Origin of the sequence: Lactobacillus iners DSM 13335 (assembly GCF_000160875.1) — a bacterium.
GTDB lineage: Bacteria > Bacillota > Bacilli > Lactobacillales > Lactobacillaceae > Lactobacillus > Lactobacillus iners.
The window spans coordinates 63,135-80,166 of the sequence record NZ_GG700805.1 but is presented as its reverse complement, the minus strand read 5'-3'; the positions used below and the strand labels follow the sequence as shown (position 1 = coordinate 80,166).

Here is a 17,032-nt window from a genome sequence, read left to right as displayed (position 1 = left end):
AATTGTTTCCTAATTTTTTGAATATTTTTTATAAAAAAACATTGCTTTTTATAAAGATACATGGCATAATATTATTTGTTGATGACATGGGTGGTTAGCTCAGCTGGCAGAGCAACGGACTCTTAATCCGTGGGTCCAGGGTTCGATCCCCTGACCACCCATAATAAAAAAGGATCTTTTTACAAGATCCTTTTTTTCGTTACTATGAACTTTATTTTTTAGCTAAACGTCCTCGGTATTTAGGCATTATCAATTTTAAAATCACTGCTACTATCGCAGCTACAGCTATTGGTGAACCCAATAAATATTGCAAAAGTTGTGGCGTCACTGCTACTACTTTCTTTGGAACTAAAAGCACTGCCATAGTTAAAACAATAGGTATACCTATTACATAGAGATCAGATTCTTCAGTTTCAACATTTCTGATAACCTTTAATCCATTTAACATAATAGTAACTGTAATAATTGCAAATACACCACCAATGACAGGAGCAGGCACAGTAGCTAAAAATGCTGAAAGTTTGCTAAAAAATCCTAAAATTATAAACCATATACCCGCAGATATGAAAACATGTTTACTTGCTACACCAGTGATAGAAACAATACCAGCGTTAGTAGAATAACCTGTTACCGGTGTTGCACCTAACAAAGTTGAACATATACAACTTGCTCCTTCACCTATAATACCGTTATTCCACTGTTTTTTAGAAATATCACAGCCAGTAACTGCACTCATGGCAAACCACGTTCCTGTTGTTTCTGCAGTCAATATTATATAAATAATTATAAATGTAATAATTGGTGTCAGCGAAAAATCTAGTCCCCAATGTAATATGGTTCTTTGTGGAAAACTAAATAATGGTGCACTGGCTACTTGACTCCAATTAAAACGACCCATAGTTGCAGCTACTGAGGTTCCTACCAATAAAGCTACTACTATAGAACTAGTTTTAAATATTTTTTCCAACTTAGGGATACGCAAACTCATGGCAATACAGAAAATTAAAACAACTGCAGTTATAGAAGCTAGTTCAATATTCTGAAAAATATTACCTGGAGCAGCAAATATATTATCTTTTAACGCTGCTGGTATTAAAGATAACCCCACACAAGTAATAATAGTACCGCCAACAACTGGTGGAACAAATTTATTAATAATTTTGTGAAATACTCCCGTTAATCCTAATAAAATTAGAAAAATACTACCTATAAGAGAGGATCCTAATAAGGTAGCTATACCCTTGCCATGTAGTCCTCCATTAGCTAAAACTATACCAGCTGCAGCAGTCAACGGAACAAACGAAGGGCCTTGAGAAACAGGTATCTTCATAAATATAACCGTTTGCAATAAAGTACCTACTCCAGCAGCTAAGAATGTTGCTTGCAATAACCCCATCGCATCTGCAGAACTCATAGCTAATATTCCTGCCAAAATAATTGGAGGGACATAAACATCCATCGCTAAAACGTGTTGTAATCCCAAAATTGTAGCCTCAAATTTACTTACTTTTTCATCTGGACCAATTAATAAACTAGTTCTTTTTGCCATCTTTTTACACTCTCTATAACAAATTAATCTTTACAATAAACTAAATTTCCATCTATATAGACTTGTTTAATATCAGATTGTTGTGTTTGATATAATATTCGTTCAATCATTTGCTCATCGGATAATGTTATAACTGAAGGGTGACTTTTCACCACTTGGAAATCAGCTTTATATCCTTCTTTAATTCGTCCAGTATTTAAATGTAATGCCTCAGCACCTCCTACTGTAGCCATATAAAAGGCCGTAGCAATATTAATTCTAGAATTTGCAACACCTCTAGTAGTTGCTTGCTTGGTAGTATCTACACCGTCTTCTAACATCCGTGAAGATATTACCGCTTGGCGAATATTATGATATATGCTAGATGAATAACCACCTGAAATATCTGTCCCTAAGCCCAGCTTGATTTGCTTAGCTAAAATTTCTTTAACACGCATAACTCCATTGCCAAAATAAGCATTAGAGATAGGGCAATGTGCTAAAGCAGCCTCACGCTTGGCAAGCAAATCCATATCATCATCAGTTAAATGAGTTGCATGCATTAAAATTGTTCGATCGGTTAAAAGACCAAACTGATCAAGAACACTAGTATCAGTAGCTTTAAAGCGATCTAGCACATATCCATGCTCCCAACTACTTTCACTAACATGTGTTTGCACTGGCACATTATATTTATTAGCTAATTGACCTAACCCTTGTAAACATGCATCACTACAACTTGGAACAAATCTAGGAGTAATGACAGGAACTACTCTATCTGCATCATTGCTTAATTTTTGCAATTGCTTAATAAACAATTCAGTCGCATCAATAGCATCTTTTGCAGACTGATTTCTATAATAAGCAGGTGTTTGATCTGCATTATCCATAGCAACTTGTCCGATAAAACCTCTTAATCCATATTCTAAACAAGCCTTAGCTAAAATGATGTTGGAATCATTATAGATAGTACCAAACATTAAAGCAGTAGTAGTTCCTTGAGATAATAATTCTTTAACTAAAGAATCATATATCGTTTTAGAGTAGTTTAAATCTGAGCATTTGCTTTCCAAAGGAAAAGTATAATGATCTAGCCAATCTGCTAAAGGAAGATCTAAAGCTAGTCCAGCTTGTGGCCATTGCGGTGCATGCACATGTAAATCAACATACCCTGGTAAAAGATATTCATCAGCAGCTAGTTGATGATAATTACCTTGTGAAATAGCTGTTTGTTTAATCTCACCATATTGGCTATTGTTCGGAAATAGTACTGATGCGATTAATCCTTGCTGATTAACACATACTAAAGCATTACCATAACATCCAATTTTATCTACTGTTTCAGGCGTGCAAATTGTGCCTTCTATCACTTTTTTATATATTATATAAATCACCTCTCTATCAGTTGTTATCTATATAATATACAAACATTTATCATAAGTAAATAATATTTGTTCGTTTTTTTATTTAGAGCTCTAAATAAAATTACTATTTTTCTTATATATTGTTTTTTAAAAAATCAGACCTATAATATTCTTATGATTGCATCATATTATCAGACGATTGTAAGCATACTTTATACAGTAGTGGTTGTTGCTTAGGTTTTCATAAATAGAAAAGAGAGTAAAATGTTTGGTAAAAAGAATAAAGCGGAAGAAAAAATAATTGCAGATATATGTGAAATTTTAAAAGATCCTAATTTAAAGTCAGAAGAACGAGACGCTTTAATTAGAGTCAAAAATCGCTTAGAAAAGGGCGAATACACCCAAAGAGTACTCAATAACTTTTTATCTCAAGTTCGCCCTCTAGCTTTGCAATCTAAACTATCTCCTTCTGTTGATAAATTTTATACTGATATCATAAATAATGCCTATAAAGGAATTAGTTGGGCAGGAATGATGTTCATGAAGTTCTAATTTTAGAAATATTATTAATTAGATTTTTTAAACCATATTTCGATCATGTGTCGAGATATGTTTTTTTTGGACACAATAAAAACCCCGAAATTGTTGTCCAAATTTCGAGGTTCATATAAAATAACAGAAAAAATAACTTTTCATAATTGACCACACTACGCGTATCGTTCTTTGAGTAAAAAATGTGTGGCATATGTTATAGCAAATACATTACTTTAGATGTTTTTTGTATAATCTAGTAACTCCTGTAACTACTGCAATTGTTATTACTACAATTATATAAACAGCACCTAATAAAAATTCCGTACTCCAAAAATCTTTTATGGCACTTTCAGTATGAACACCAAAAATCATTGTACCAAAACTATAGTACGCAGAATATACCGTAATAATTGTTATACCAACTATTATAATTAACAACAATGATAATATCCATTTTATTATTTTTTTAGCGTAACTCGTTCCAACCACATTCTGCTCCCCATACACTAGACAAAATAGTTCCTAATGTGACAGTAGCCAATGTAACACATAAAGTCTTTTTTAAATTCATTTTCTTTCCTCACTAAAAATAATTATCCACCATAAAAAAAGATAAATAATAGTATATCGACTTAGCAAGAAGTTTATCATAAAATGATATAAATGTTAATTAAAATAAAAGCTACTTTTTTGTGTTATTCAGATATTTGGACACAATAAAACCCCCGAAATTGTTGTCCAAATTTCGAGGTTCATATCCATTATTTATTGAATTCTCCGCTTTCAACTTCACGTATAAAGTCTGCTAAATGCTTATAATAAACATCCGGATTGTCAACCATATGATGATGACCACCATTAGGTGTAGTTACCAAGCGAGAATTTGGTATCTCTTTTTGCATAATTTTAGCTGTATCAAGTGGCATAGTTTCATTTTCACCAAAAGTAAGTAAAGTTGGAACTTTTATATTTTTCAATTGGTCTCTAAAATGCCAGTCTTTCAACTTACCTGTAATTACAAATTCATTATCACCTTGAAAGACATTATAAACTGCCGTGCCACCCAAATCATGTAAATGATACAACTTGGATGGTTGCTTTCTATCTACAAAGTTAATGTTAAGAATTTGTACATCAGCTTGATAACGATCATTATCATAATCATTATTAGTTTCACATTGATGCATAAAATCAATTTCAGTCTGAGGTAATACTTCTTGACGCCTACGATTTACAGCTTTTACGTAGTCATCAATTTCATCTACCATCGAAGAGATAATTGCTCCCTTCAAGTGCTTACCATATTTAACAGCATATTCTTGAACTAATAAGCCACCCCAGCTTTGACCAATTAAGTAAAAATTGTCAATATCTAACTTTTGACGAACTTCTTCTACTTCATCTAAAAAATATTCATATGTAAGATACTTTTTAGCAATCTCAGGGTCAGAATAATCGGGTTGATCAGAATACAAAGATCCTAATTGATCATACATAGTAACTTGTACATCTAAGCCTTGTTTTTTTAACTGTACTGCTGCATCTTCCCAATATTCATGGTTGCCACCAGGGCCACCATGTAATGCTAAAAGATGTATTTTGCCTTGACCTTGTGTATTAGTCCATAAATGATAGCCATTATCTAACGTAATTATCTTTGTGCCATTTCTCATAGATATATCTCCTTTTAATCTTTGTTTCTATTTTAACTCATTTAACCGATTAAATCTTATTATTTTTTCTACGCCATACATGAACTAAAGTAGCAATTATAATACCTAATAATGTTGGAAATACCCATGATAAGCCAATATCTGATAAAGGGAAATATTTTAATCGAATATCAATTATCATCTTGCAAAATGATGTTTCAGATATAGGTGCAGGTAGATGAGCTATCAAATCCATAAAGGCAGGTATAATAGTCAATACAACCGACACCTTATATACGACATGGTCACCCTTAAATAATGGTGAAAATAATGCCAAAATAATTAAAACCATAGCTATTGGATATAAAAACATAAGAATAGCAAAGGTCCACTTGATAATCAATTCCAAACCTAGATTTGCAGTCATGAAAGAAGCAAAACATGTGATAGCAAGCCACTTACGATATTTTAAGCCACCAAAATGACTATGGAAATCCTGTGCAAATGAACTAACTAATCCCACAGCTGTTGTTAAACATGTTAATGTAACCAAACTTGCAAGGACAATTTGACCTAATGTACCACCATAATAAGTAACAATTTGTGAAAATGCTTTTCCACCTTCTGCTGAAACTTTAAATTTTCCTAATGACATCGCTCCTAACAAAATTAGTAGGAAATAAATAATACCTATCATGGTCATCGCAATGAAGCCTGATTTGGCTGTAATTTTGGCAACTTCATTCTTTTCAGTAACGCCCATAGATTTAACAGCCGAAATAACAGATACCCCAAAGGCGATACCTGCTAAAGCATCGATTGTATTATATCCTTCCAAAAATCCATTAACACCTGCACTATGAGCATAGCTAGCTGTAGCTGAAAAATCAGCGGGATTCCCTAAAGGTTTAAACAAAGCAATAATAATAACTAAAAACAAGAGAACTAAAAATATAGGATTCAATATTTTACCTAAATTTTCTAATATATTACCTGCGTTATACGCAATTATAAAAGTTAGAATAAAATATATGGCAGTAAAAATAACTAACCCAATATTGTGCCACTTAGATGGTAATAATGGTGCAATACCTACACTATAAGAAACACTAGCTGTTCTCGGTGAAGCACACATTATACCCAATGTTAAGTGGATTAATATCATAAAACAAGTAGCAAATAAATTACTCACAGGTTTAGCAATGCCATATACATCATCTGTTTTAGTAATAGCAATTGCCAGCACTGAAAATAATGGTAATAATACCCCTGTAATTAAAAATCCTATAGTAGCAATAAGCCAATTACGACCAGCTAATTGCCCTAAATGTAGTGGAAAAATCAAATTTCCCGCTCCGAAAAATAGTGCAAAAATCATCGAAGCAATAACTAAATATTGTCTCAAATTTAATTTTTGTATCAATTTTGTTCCTCCTATTTAAAATATAATATCTTACTATTGTAACAAAAAAAGAAGCTAATGAGAATTAACTTCTTTTGATTAAACGCTTTCTTTATAATCTTTTTTTACCATAAAGATATCTAAAATGATAAACAATTAGAGGTAAAATAGTCACTATAGCACACATTATAAGCATAATTAACACATACATATTACGTAAATGTTCTGGCGTTTCTCTTGTTGGAATAAAAGTAAGAACAAATGCTATCAATGTAATACATAAAGCTACTAAAGCAATACCTATGCCTTTAATGGGACTAGTCGTCATATAATATGTCCTGGGTAATTTTGCATGACGTAATTTTAAAACTATATACGATATCAGTAAAATGATATACATCATCAAATATTGAACAGTAGTTGCTGCCATCGAAACATCAAATGCAAAATTAGCATTGGTACCACTTGTAAAGGTTACAGCAATAGCTCCGAGAGTGACAATTAAAGATTGTAGCACTATCAGTCTCATTGGAACGTCACGTTTAGTAGACTTAGTAAAAAATGCTGGTAGATAACCTTCTTTAGCTGCTTCGAACATGCCCTGACTAGGACCTGCAAGCCAATTACCCAATTGGCCAATAATACCACACGCTAATAATGCTCCTATGATTTTCATCAACAAATCACCCGGGAGATTAATGCTATTCAACATATGACCAAAAGTTTCTACAAATCCCGTAACATTATTAGTATGCAATTCTTTAGGAACAGTCATACCTATAGCCATGCTTCCCAATAAATCAAAACAAATAGCTACGCATGCCAAACCTAGCATTACTTTAGAGTATTGTTTAGGTTTTTCCAAATATTTGACATGTGGAGCTGAAGCTTCTCCTCCACAAAATGCTAATATAAATGGAACAAAAACTACTAAACTATTACCATCAAATTTGTGAGGAAAGACATTATCAAAATTAATATGAAAATAAACGTTTTTTCCTTCTAACAAATAGACGAAAAAGCATAATATTAACAAAATAACAGGCATAGCAATTCCTAAACCGAAACACCATTCTGCAATTCGTCCTATTTTTTTCATACCAACCATTTCGACTAAAGTAATAGACCATAAAATGATCATCATTAGCAAAAATCTAATACAAGGAGTGGTATTTAAATATGGCTTATTTAAAATAATAGATACCGAGCCGATAATAATATACATCATCACATTCATACCAATTGTTATGTGTATCCACTGGTAAAATAAAGCTGTCCAGCCTGTTTTCTCCCCTAAGGTTTCTTTGACCCAAGTGAAAATACCACCTTTATTCCAGCCATCTATCGATGCCATTTCGCCAGCCATTTTAGTAATAGGTATAAACCAGATAAGACCAGCTAAAAGTAAATAAAATATTGCGGTAGGACCAGTCTTTCCAAAAGGTACCAGTTCACTTACTGATATAACCATTGAACTAGTCATCGCAAACAATTTTAAACCAGTTAATCTATTATATTTGATATTTTGTGATAGTTCATTATCTTCAACCGCAGTATTATCCATAAAAATTCCCCCTATGTATATTAGTAATAATTATACCTTAATTGTGAGATTTTACACATCTTTTGCTTAATATATTTTTATATAAAATTGTAAGCAAATTATTTACCGGGAAATTATTTATAAATCTATTTTTAGTAGGATTGGGCAATGATCTTTTCGATCACCTGTATCTATCATTTTAGATTGTTCAATTTTATCAGCTAATCTTTGTGAAACTAGATAATAGTCTATTCTCCAACCTGCATTATTAGTTTTACTTGTGCGAATTCTTTGTGACCACCAAGAATAGACATCCGTAATATCACCATTTATGTATCTAAATGTATCAATAAAACCCAAACTAAGTAACTTACTGAACCCTTTACGCTCTTCATCAGTAAATCCCGCATTATGATGATTAGTTTCAGGATGTTTTAGGTCAATTTCTTGATGTGCTACATTATAGTCACCACTTGCAATCACAGGCTTATTTTGATCTAATTTGGCTAAATATTCTTGATACTTAGTATCCCATATTTCTCTATCAGCCAATCTTTTTAATTCATTACCCGAATTAGGAGTATAAACTTGTGTTAAATAAAATGTGTCGAATTCTAGCGTGATAATCCTACCTTCTTGATCCATTGTATCTGGTGCCCCAATTAACGGATAGGTTACTTGTGGATGGTAATTTTTTTTATATAAAAACATAGTACCTGCATAACTTTTACGTGCCGGTTCTTGTGACGAACGCCAAACATATTGATAGTCCTCAAAAATATCAGCTAAAATATCACAATGTTTTTTAGTAGGACCATTAGCTCGTAATTTTGTTTCCTGAATTGCAACTACATCAGGATTTGCCTCCTTAATTTTATTTAGCACGGATCTAGTTTCATGAGCTCTATCTGAATCACCAGTTAAAGCTGCATTTAAAGAATCGATATTCCAAGAAATAAATAACATTTTTTGCTCCTTATGTGTCTTAATGATTTTTACAATATTTTATAAAATCCGAATAGGTATCAACTTCTAGCAATGGAGTTAGTCGCAAAAGATTTTTTCTATGACAATGATTAAACCATACACAATCTAATCCATAATTAGTAGCACCTAAGATATCAGATGATAATCCATCACCAAAAAGCAAAGATTGATTGACACTTACTTTACTGCGACTAAAAAAATAATCAAAGATAGCAGGATTAGGCTTAGATGCTTGAGCTTCTTGAGAAGTTATAATTAAATCAAAATATTGAGCAACATTTGCCAATTTTAAACGCTTTTTCTGCATAAATGTTTCACCATTACTTAAAGCAGCTAAATAATAACCTTGATTTTTAAAATATTGTAAAGCTTCTTTAGCTCCAGGTATTAATTTATGTGTATTGCCAAAATAATGCCTATATTCAGCCATGATTTGCTTACCATTTACATCTATATCGTATTCTCGCTTGATAAAATCTCGAAAGCAAATTTCAGATAGCTCTTCATATGTTAGTTTTCCTTGTTCATGTAAGCGCCATAGTCCTTGATTATATGCATGATAGTTCTTTCGAATCTCAGGCGTTATATTCCAACCGTGAAATTTAAACAAACTATTCAAGGCAACATATTCAGTATTGTCAAAATCAATAATTGTATCATCTATATCAAAAATTATTTGTTTATATATCAAATCAGTTACCCCTTATTTTTGGTTATATCATATAATTCAAAATACTTCGTCAAATAAATTTTATAACTAATTGTCAAAATCATATTATGTAACATAATTTTTTCAGGACTAGGAGCATTATCCTCCATCTTATTTTCATCTTTTAAGCCAAATACGTATTGTAAATTATTCTCTAATTCTACACAAAAATAATCATATGCCACTTTTGTACTATAACTGCCCTGCTGAATAACAAGACCTTTTTTTAAATCATTTAATTGTAAAATGTTTTTGGCAAGAGCTATAAAAATTAACGAGGCTATTTGATCTCTATCATATAGTTTTTTTATCGGCTTAGATATAATTTTATGTTTAACATAATTACTAATCATTGAACTAGTGATGGGAGTTTCACTAATTGCATGCAAATATTCATTCAAGTAATTAGCTACTTGTTCCAAATATAAACCCATTACTGGCAATTCATCATACCTGGGTAACCTAAAGTTGATAATGTCTTTGACTAATTCTGATTCCGTTGTTTTCAATATTAAATACACTTCCTATATAAATATTTATACTTTTGTTCTATTTTGTGTTACTCTATATCTTGATATAAGTTTATCAAAAACTTGTATCAAGATAATGTAAAAAATATAGAGGCTCAACCTATGATTAAAAAAATTATTACCGATTCTGGTGCCAATATCTTATCTAGTACTATTTTAGGACAAAAACATATTAATGTCCCCCTGTCTATTATAATAGATAATAATATTTGGTTAGATGATAACAATATCAATATTGACAATTTTATTCAAGCTATTATTAACACCAAGCAAAAAACCAGCACCGCATGTCCTAGCATTGCTAGTTGGTTACAAGCATTTGCAGGTGCAGACGAGATTTATGTAGTCACTATCACTAGTGGCTTATCTGCTACTTATGATTCTGCTATTCAAGCGGCAAATTTATACAAAGAAAAATACCCTCACGTAAAAATTGAGATTTTCGATTCTCTATCAGCAGGTCCGCAAATGAGAATGATTGCTGAAAGAATTGCACAAGATTTAAATAAAAACCTGACTTTTGATGAAGTTATTGAGGATGTTAAACAATACCAGCAAACATTACAAATGGTATTTATATTAAAAGATATGAAGAACTTGGCAAATAACGGTAGAATCAATCCAACTATTGCTAAACTTTCCAAGCTAGTTAATTTAAATATTATTGGTACAGTTACTGACGCTGGAACATTTGCATTAATATCCAAAGCTCGTGGTATGAAAAAATGTTATCCTAAGCTATTACAAGCGATGATAGATCAAGGATATAATGGTGGCAAAGTAGAAATTGACCATGTTAACAATTTATCTGAAGCACAATTGGTTGCTAGTACGATTACAAGTACTTTTCCAAATGCTGACATATCATTTAGTTTGTGTACTGCTCTATGTACTTTTTATGCTGAAAATGGCGGTATCTTGGTATCATTTGAAAAATAATACACCTAAAATTTAACTACCATATCTATCATCTTAAAGAGCGACTATTTAGATAGTTGCTCTTTTTGTTTCACATGTAACATAAGATATTATTAAATTTATTTTTTCTTTTTTATCCCTATACCTTAGCCTTTTGGTACTATATAATGATATTTATCATTTGAAAAGCACAAGATATTGTGTTAGATTGTTTTTTAGATTGAAATTAACTGCTAGATTGTAAGTTGATTTTTTATGTAAGGAGAAATGTTTATGTCAGAAAGTTATTACGATCATTCACAAGCACCAGTTCATTTTGCTTATCATGATAACGGTCTTAATATGCGTTCAATCAATTGGAACAAGATTGACGATGATAAAGATTTGGAAGTATGGAACAGAGTTACACAAAACTTTTGGCTCCCAGAAAAAATTCCCGTATCAAATGATTTACCTTCATGGAATAGTTTATCAAAAGATTGGCAACAATTAATTACACGTACCTTTACAGGATTAACTTTGCTAGACACTATACAAGCATCTATCGGTGATGTAGCCCAAATAAAAAATGCTCAAACAGATCATGAGCAAGCTATTTATGCCAACTTTGCTTTTATGGTAGCTGTTCATGCACGTTCATATGGTACTATTTTTTCTACACTATGTAATAGTGATCAAATAGATGAGGCCCACAACTGGGTAATCAATAATGAAGCATTGCAAGCACGAGCTAAAGCGTTAATACCGTATTACACAGGTAATGATCCTTTAAAATCTAAAGTCGCTGCTGCTATGATGCCTGGATTTTTATTGTATGGTGGCTTTTATTTACCTTTCTATTTATCATCACGAAACAAATTACCAAATACAGCCGATATTATTCGCTTAATCTTAAGAGATAAAGTTATCCATAATTATTACAGTGGTTATAAGTATCAGCAGAAACTTGCAAAATTAGCTCCTCAAAGACAAGCAGAAATGAAAGATTTTGTTTTTGCTTTACTTTATAAATTAATTGACCTTGAAAAAGCATATTTACGAGAGCTATATAAAGGTTTCGATATTGCTGAAGATGCTATCAGATTCAGCATATATAATGCAGGAAAATTTTTACAAAATCTAGGTTATGATTCTCCATTTACCGAAGCTGAGACACATATCGCACCCGAAGTTTTAGCTCAACTATCTGCCAGAGCGGATGAAAATCACGACTTCTTTTCTGGTAATGGCTCATCATATGTAATGGGAGTAACTGAAGAAACAACAGACGATGATTGGGAGTTTTAAAATGGATAAAAAAATATTAGTAGTTTATTTTTCTACATCATCAAATAATACACACAGGTTTGTACAAAAATTAAATTGGCGTTCTGTAAGAATTCCATTAGATGGTACTCCAATAAAAGTTAATGAAGATTATATTCTAATTGTTCCTACCTATTGCGGCGGTAGATTGCATATGCATGGTGCTGTAACTAAACAAGTTATACAATTCTTAAATGATAAAGATAATAGAAGCTATTGCCGGGGCGTAATTTCTTCAGGTAACACTAACTTTGGAGATCAATTTGCTGTAGCTGGACCTATAATATCCAAAAAATTACATGTTCCTTTTTTATATCAATTCGAATTGCTAGGTACAATGGAAGACGTTGAAAATGTCTTAAATATATTAAAAACAGAACGGTGGAAACAAAATAACGATGAAAAATAATGAAACTTATATTTCTTTAAATGCATTAACAGAATTTAAAGATGAAAATGGTCATTTTAACTTTGAAGCTGATAAAAAAGCTGTTAAAGCATACATAGATGAAAAAATTAATCCGAATACTAAAAAATTCAAATCATTTCGAGAAAGATTAAATTTTTTAATTGATAATGACTATTATGACAAAGATTTACTAGCTAAATATAATATTGAATTTATCGAAAAGTTAACAAAAAAAGCATACGATCAACACTTTACCTTTCCTAATTTTATGGGAGCTGTAAAATTTTACAATGCCTACGCCTTAAAAACTAATGACCACAAAGAATATCTTGAAAATTACGAAGACCGTGTGGTAATGAATGCCTTATTCTTAGCTGATGGTGATGAAGACTTTGCTACTTCATTATTAATGGACATTATTCACAATAGATTTCAACCAGCTACACCAACTTTTCTTAATGCTGGTAAAAAAAGACGTGGCGAATATATATCATGCTATTTGCTTCGTGTTGAAGATAATATGGAATCTATTTCCCGAAGCATTACCACTAGTTTGCAATTATCTAAACGTGGTGGCGGAGTGGCTTTGTGTTTAACTAATCTTCGCGAATTTGGAGCACCGATTAAAAAAATAGAAAATCAATCTAGTGGTATTATACCAGTTATGAAATTGCTCGAAGATTCATTTTCTTATGCAAATCAACTAGGGCAACGTCAGGGAGCTGGAGCGGTATATTTACACGCTCATCATCCTGAGATACTTAAATTTTTAGATACAAAAAGAGAAAATGCTGACGAAAAGATACGAATAAAATCTTTATCATTAGGTGTTGTAATTCCAGATATTACCTTTCAACTAGCAAAAGAAAATAAAGACATGGCTCTCTTTTCCCCGTATGACATTATGCGAGAATATGGTAAACCTATGTCCGATATTTCAATTACCAAAGAATATGATAATTTGGTAGCCAATCCTAAGATCAAGAAAACATATATCAGTGCACGTAAATTATTTCAAACGATTGCTGAATTACAATTCGAATCAGGTTATCCTTATATTATGTTTGAAGATACCGTTAATGACAGAAATCCAAACAAAAAAGAAGGACGCATTGTAATGTCAAATTTATGTTCGGAAATTGCACAAGTCAACACACCTAGTGAGTACAATGAAGATTTAAGTTTTTCAAAAACTGGACATGATATTTGCTGTAACTTAGGTTCACTCAATATTGCAAAGGCTATGGATGACTCGGAACATTTTGAACATTTAGTTGCTAATAGTATCAGAGCTTTAGATCATGTTTCACGTGAATCAAATTTGAAATGTGCCCCTTCAATCAGAAAAGGTAATTTAGCGAACCATGCTGTCGGATTAGGAGCTATGAACTTACACGGCTTTTTAGCAACTAACCATATATTCTACAATTCACCCGAAGCAGTTGATTTTACTGATATGTTTTTCTACGCAACTGCATACTATGCATTCAAAGCTTCTAACAAGTTAGCTCAAAAATTTGGAGCATATTCTGGTTTTAAAGAATCTGAATATGCTGACGGTTCTTACTTTAAGAAATATACTGAGCATGATAATTTACCAAAAACAGCTACTATTAAAGATCTATTAAATAAATATCATTTTTATATTCCAAGTCGTGAAGATTGGAATAATCTGGTAAACAATATAAAAAAATATGGTTTAGCTAATTCGCACTTACTAGCTGTAGCTCCAACGGGTTCTATCAGCTACTTATCTTCTTGTACCCCAAGTTTACAACCAGTTGTAGCTCCTGTTGAAACTAGAAAAGAAGGAATGGTTGGACGAATATACGTTCCCGCATATAAAATTGATAACAATAATTACAAATATTATCAAAAAGGTGCCTATGAAGTAGGTCCCGCAGCTATTATAGACATAGTAGCTGCTGCTCAAAAACATGTAGATCAAGCTATCTCATTAACTTTATTTATGACAGATAAAGCTACTACACGAGATTTAAATAAAGCTTATATCTATGCTTTTAAGAAGAAATGTGCAACCATTTACTACGTTCGTGTTAGACAAGAAGTACTAGAAGGTAGTGAAAATCTAGCTGCTGATGAAGTTATAAAAACAGATAAATTCAAATGTACTGGCTCTAAAGAATGTCAAGTATGTATGTTATAGTAAAATCACTTTTAAACTAATAAAAACGACTTTATAACTTAGACGATACGCCTAACAATAAAGTCGTTTTTTTGTGCCTTGCTTAATTTTATTTAATTTTTGCAATTCTGCCCTGCTGTATATAAGCTGTCAAAACAGCTAAGTCTGCAGGATTAACACCTGATATTCTTTCAGCTTGTGCAATAGATTCAGGTCGTATTTTTTCAAATTTTTGTCTAGCTTCAGTAGCCAAACTTGGAATTGCTGCATAATCAATACCTTCAGGTATTTTCTTAGATTCTAATCGATGCAAGCGATCCACCATAATCTTTTCTTTCTTAATATAACCTTCGTATTTTAAAGCAATCTCAACCTGCTCTTTGACATATCTATCAGCCGCTAATTTTTTACCTGTTAATTTTTCAATAGCGTCAAAAGTTACACGTGGTCGTTTTAAGAAATCAGCTCCATTAACTGCTCCATTTAGTGCATCCTGCTTGATATCCTTTAAATAATTTTGTACTTCCTCAGTTGGATGAATTGTTATAGACTTTATATTTTTCATAGTCGTCGCAATTGCTTCTTTTTTACGTAAAAATTCTTGATAACGCTCTTCAGAAATCAGACCTAAGTTATAACCTTTTTCTGTTAAACGCAAATCTGCATTATCATGTCGTAATAATAAGCGATATTCAGCACGACTAGTTAATAAACGATAAGGTTCGTTAGTTCCCTTGGTAACTAAATCATCTATCAGAACACCAATATAAGCTTCATCACGACCCAATACAAATTCTGGCTTATTTTGTGCACTTAATGCTGCATTAATACCTGCAATTAGTCCTTGCCCTGCTGCTTCTTCATAACCTGATGTACCATTCATTTGACCTGCAGTAAACAAATGACTAATATTTTTAGTTTCTAATGTATGCTTTAATTGCCATGGTTCAATCACATCGTACTCTATCGCATACCCTGGACGCATCATCTCTGCTTTTTCCAATCCAGCCACAGAGTGTAACATCTTTAATTGAACCTCCTCAGGCATTGAAGTTGAAAAATCGCCAACATATATTTCTCTTGTTTTCCAACCTTCAGGTTCTAAAAATATTTGATGTCTATCTTTATCAGCAAATCTAACAATCTTAGATTCAATAGATGGACAATAACGAGGACCCACTCCCTTTATCACACCAGAAAACATAGGTGCTCTATCTAAATTTTTTCTAATTATTTCATGTGTAACAGGATTAGTATATGTCATATAACAAGATAATTGATCTTTAAGATAATCATCATCGCTAGTAGTATATGAAAAATGTCTTGGCTCCTTATCGCCGGGCTCCTCCTCAGTTTTAGAATAATCAATCGTATTACCATCCACACGTGGAGGAGTTCCTGTTTTAAAACGACGCATCTTAAAACCTAATTTTTCCAAATTTTCAGCTAACTTGATAGAAGGCAAGGAGTTATTAGGTCCAGATGAATAAGTTAATTCACCAATGATAATTCTGCCACGCGTAGCTGTACCAGGTGTTAAAACTACACTTTTGGCTAAATATTTTGCTCCTGTATTGGTTATTAAGCCTTTACATATACCTTCTTCAACAATCAATTCATCAGCCATTCCTTGTCGCAAAGTCAAATTAGGTGTATTTTCAATAGTATTTTTCATATATTCGTGGTATTTCCACTTATCTGCTTGAGCACGTAATGCACGCACAGCAGGTCCCTTACCTGTATTCAGCATTCGCATCTGAACATATGTGGCATCTATATTTTTGCCCATTTGACCACCTAAGGCATCTACTTCACGTACTACCGTTCCTTTAGCCGGACCGCCAACAGATGGATTGCAAGGCATGAAAGCTACCATATCCAAATTGATAGTCAATAAAAGTGTCTTTTCACCCATTCTGGCTGCAGCTAGTGCAGCTTCACATCCAGCATGTCCTGCTCCCACAACAATCACATCATATTCGTTAGAATTATATGTCTTCATTTT

At 32.3% G+C, this 17,032-nt stretch carries 15 protein-coding genes and 1 tRNA gene; 6 read left to right on the top strand and 10 right to left on the bottom strand.

Annotation, left to right across the window (positions count from 1 at the left end; all coding sequences use genetic code 11):
- Window positions 1-88: 88 nt before the first annotated feature.
- Window positions 89-161: transfer RNA gene (locus HMPREF0520_RS02400), tRNA-Lys, on the top strand.
- A 50-nt stretch (window positions 162-211) separates the two neighbouring features.
- Here HMPREF0520_RS02400 and HMPREF0520_RS02395 read toward each other — a convergent pair.
- The gene (locus tag HMPREF0520_RS02395; protein WP_006729313.1) at window positions 212-1,549 is read right to left on the bottom strand and encodes a uracil-xanthine permease family protein; all 1,338 of its coding nucleotides are present in this window, start codon (window positions 1,547-1,549) and stop codon (window positions 212-214) included.
- A 23-nt stretch (window positions 1,550-1,572) separates the two neighbouring features.
- Complete coding sequence (guaD, locus tag HMPREF0520_RS02390) at window positions 1,573-2,922, bottom strand: guanine deaminase (RefSeq protein WP_006731384.1); 1,350 nt, start codon at window positions 2,920-2,922, stop codon at window positions 1,573-1,575.
- A 234-nt stretch (window positions 2,923-3,156) separates the two neighbouring features.
- Between guaD and HMPREF0520_RS02385 the strand changes: the two genes are divergently transcribed.
- Entirely contained in the window at window positions 3,157-3,444 is a 288-nt protein-coding gene (locus tag HMPREF0520_RS02385; protein WP_006729311.1) for a bacteriocin immunity family protein, read from the top strand.
- Between the two features lie 210 nt (window positions 3,445-3,654).
- Here HMPREF0520_RS02385 and HMPREF0520_RS02380 read toward each other — a convergent pair whose 3' ends face one another.
- The 7 genes from HMPREF0520_RS02380 to HMPREF0520_RS02350 form a co-directional block, all read right to left on the bottom strand.
- Complete coding sequence (locus tag HMPREF0520_RS02380) at window positions 3,655-3,915, bottom strand: hypothetical protein (RefSeq protein WP_006730829.1); 261 nt, start codon at window positions 3,913-3,915, stop codon at window positions 3,655-3,657.
- A 272-nt stretch (window positions 3,916-4,187) separates the two neighbouring features.
- A complete protein-coding gene (locus HMPREF0520_RS02375; protein WP_006729309.1) occupies window positions 4,188-5,099 on the bottom strand; it encodes a proline-specific peptidase family protein in 912 nt (303 codons plus the stop codon).
- Window positions 5,100-5,148: 49 nt separating this feature from the next.
- Window positions 5,149-6,501, bottom strand: a complete 1,353-nt coding sequence (gene brnQ, locus HMPREF0520_RS02370; RefSeq protein ID WP_006730813.1) for a branched-chain amino acid transport system II carrier protein — start codon at window positions 6,499-6,501, stop codon at window positions 5,149-5,151.
- A 91-nt stretch (window positions 6,502-6,592) separates the two neighbouring features.
- Entirely contained in the window at window positions 6,593-8,044 is a 1,452-nt protein-coding gene (locus HMPREF0520_RS02365) for an amino acid permease (protein WP_006729307.1), read from the bottom strand.
- Window positions 8,045-8,161: 117 nt separating this feature from the next.
- Complete coding sequence (locus tag HMPREF0520_RS02360) at window positions 8,162-8,989, bottom strand: exodeoxyribonuclease III (protein ID WP_006729306.1); 828 nt, start codon at window positions 8,987-8,989, stop codon at window positions 8,162-8,164.
- A 19-nt stretch (window positions 8,990-9,008) separates the two neighbouring features.
- A complete protein-coding gene (locus HMPREF0520_RS02355; RefSeq protein ID WP_006729305.1) occupies window positions 9,009-9,701 on the bottom strand; it encodes a YjjG family noncanonical pyrimidine nucleotidase in 693 nt (230 codons plus the stop codon).
- Window positions 9,702-9,706: 5 nt separating this feature from the next.
- Entirely contained in the window at window positions 9,707-10,228 is a 522-nt protein-coding gene (locus HMPREF0520_RS02350; RefSeq protein ID WP_006729304.1) for a DUF1836 domain-containing protein, read from the bottom strand.
- A 123-nt stretch (window positions 10,229-10,351) separates the two neighbouring features.
- Here HMPREF0520_RS02350 and HMPREF0520_RS02345 point away from each other — a divergent pair, with 123 nt between their 5' ends.
- The 4 genes from HMPREF0520_RS02345 to nrdE all read left to right on the top strand — a co-directional run bounded on the left by HMPREF0520_RS02345 (window position 10,352) and on the right by nrdE (window position 15,048).
- Complete coding sequence (locus tag HMPREF0520_RS02345; RefSeq protein WP_006734289.1) at window positions 10,352-11,188, top strand: DegV family protein; 837 nt, start codon at window positions 10,352-10,354, stop codon at window positions 11,186-11,188.
- Window positions 11,189-11,440: 252 nt separating this feature from the next.
- Window positions 11,441-12,454 (top strand): class 1b ribonucleoside-diphosphate reductase subunit beta, encoded by a 1,014-nt coding sequence (gene nrdF / locus HMPREF0520_RS02340; RefSeq protein ID WP_006730804.1) that lies wholly within the window; start codon window positions 11,441-11,443, stop codon window positions 12,452-12,454.
- A gap of 1 nt (window position 12,455) precedes the next feature.
- Entirely contained in the window at window positions 12,456-12,881 is a 426-nt protein-coding gene (nrdI, locus tag HMPREF0520_RS02335; RefSeq protein WP_006733297.1) for a class Ib ribonucleoside-diphosphate reductase assembly flavoprotein NrdI, read from the top strand.
- On the top strand, window positions 12,871-15,048 hold the full coding sequence (gene nrdE / locus HMPREF0520_RS02330) for a class 1b ribonucleoside-diphosphate reductase subunit alpha (protein ID WP_006729300.1): 2,178 nt from the start codon (window positions 12,871-12,873) through the stop codon (window positions 15,046-15,048). Before nrdI ends, nrdE begins: the two co-directional genes overlap by 11 nt.
- Window positions 15,049-15,136: 88 nt before the next feature.
- On the opposite strand, the gene mnmG is transcribed toward nrdE, so the two are convergent.
- On the bottom strand, window positions 15,137-17,029 hold the full coding sequence (gene mnmG, locus HMPREF0520_RS02325; protein WP_006729299.1) for a tRNA uridine-5-carboxymethylaminomethyl(34) synthesis enzyme MnmG: 1,893 nt from the start codon (window positions 17,027-17,029) through the stop codon (window positions 15,137-15,139).
- Window positions 17,030-17,032: the final 3 nt, after the last annotated feature.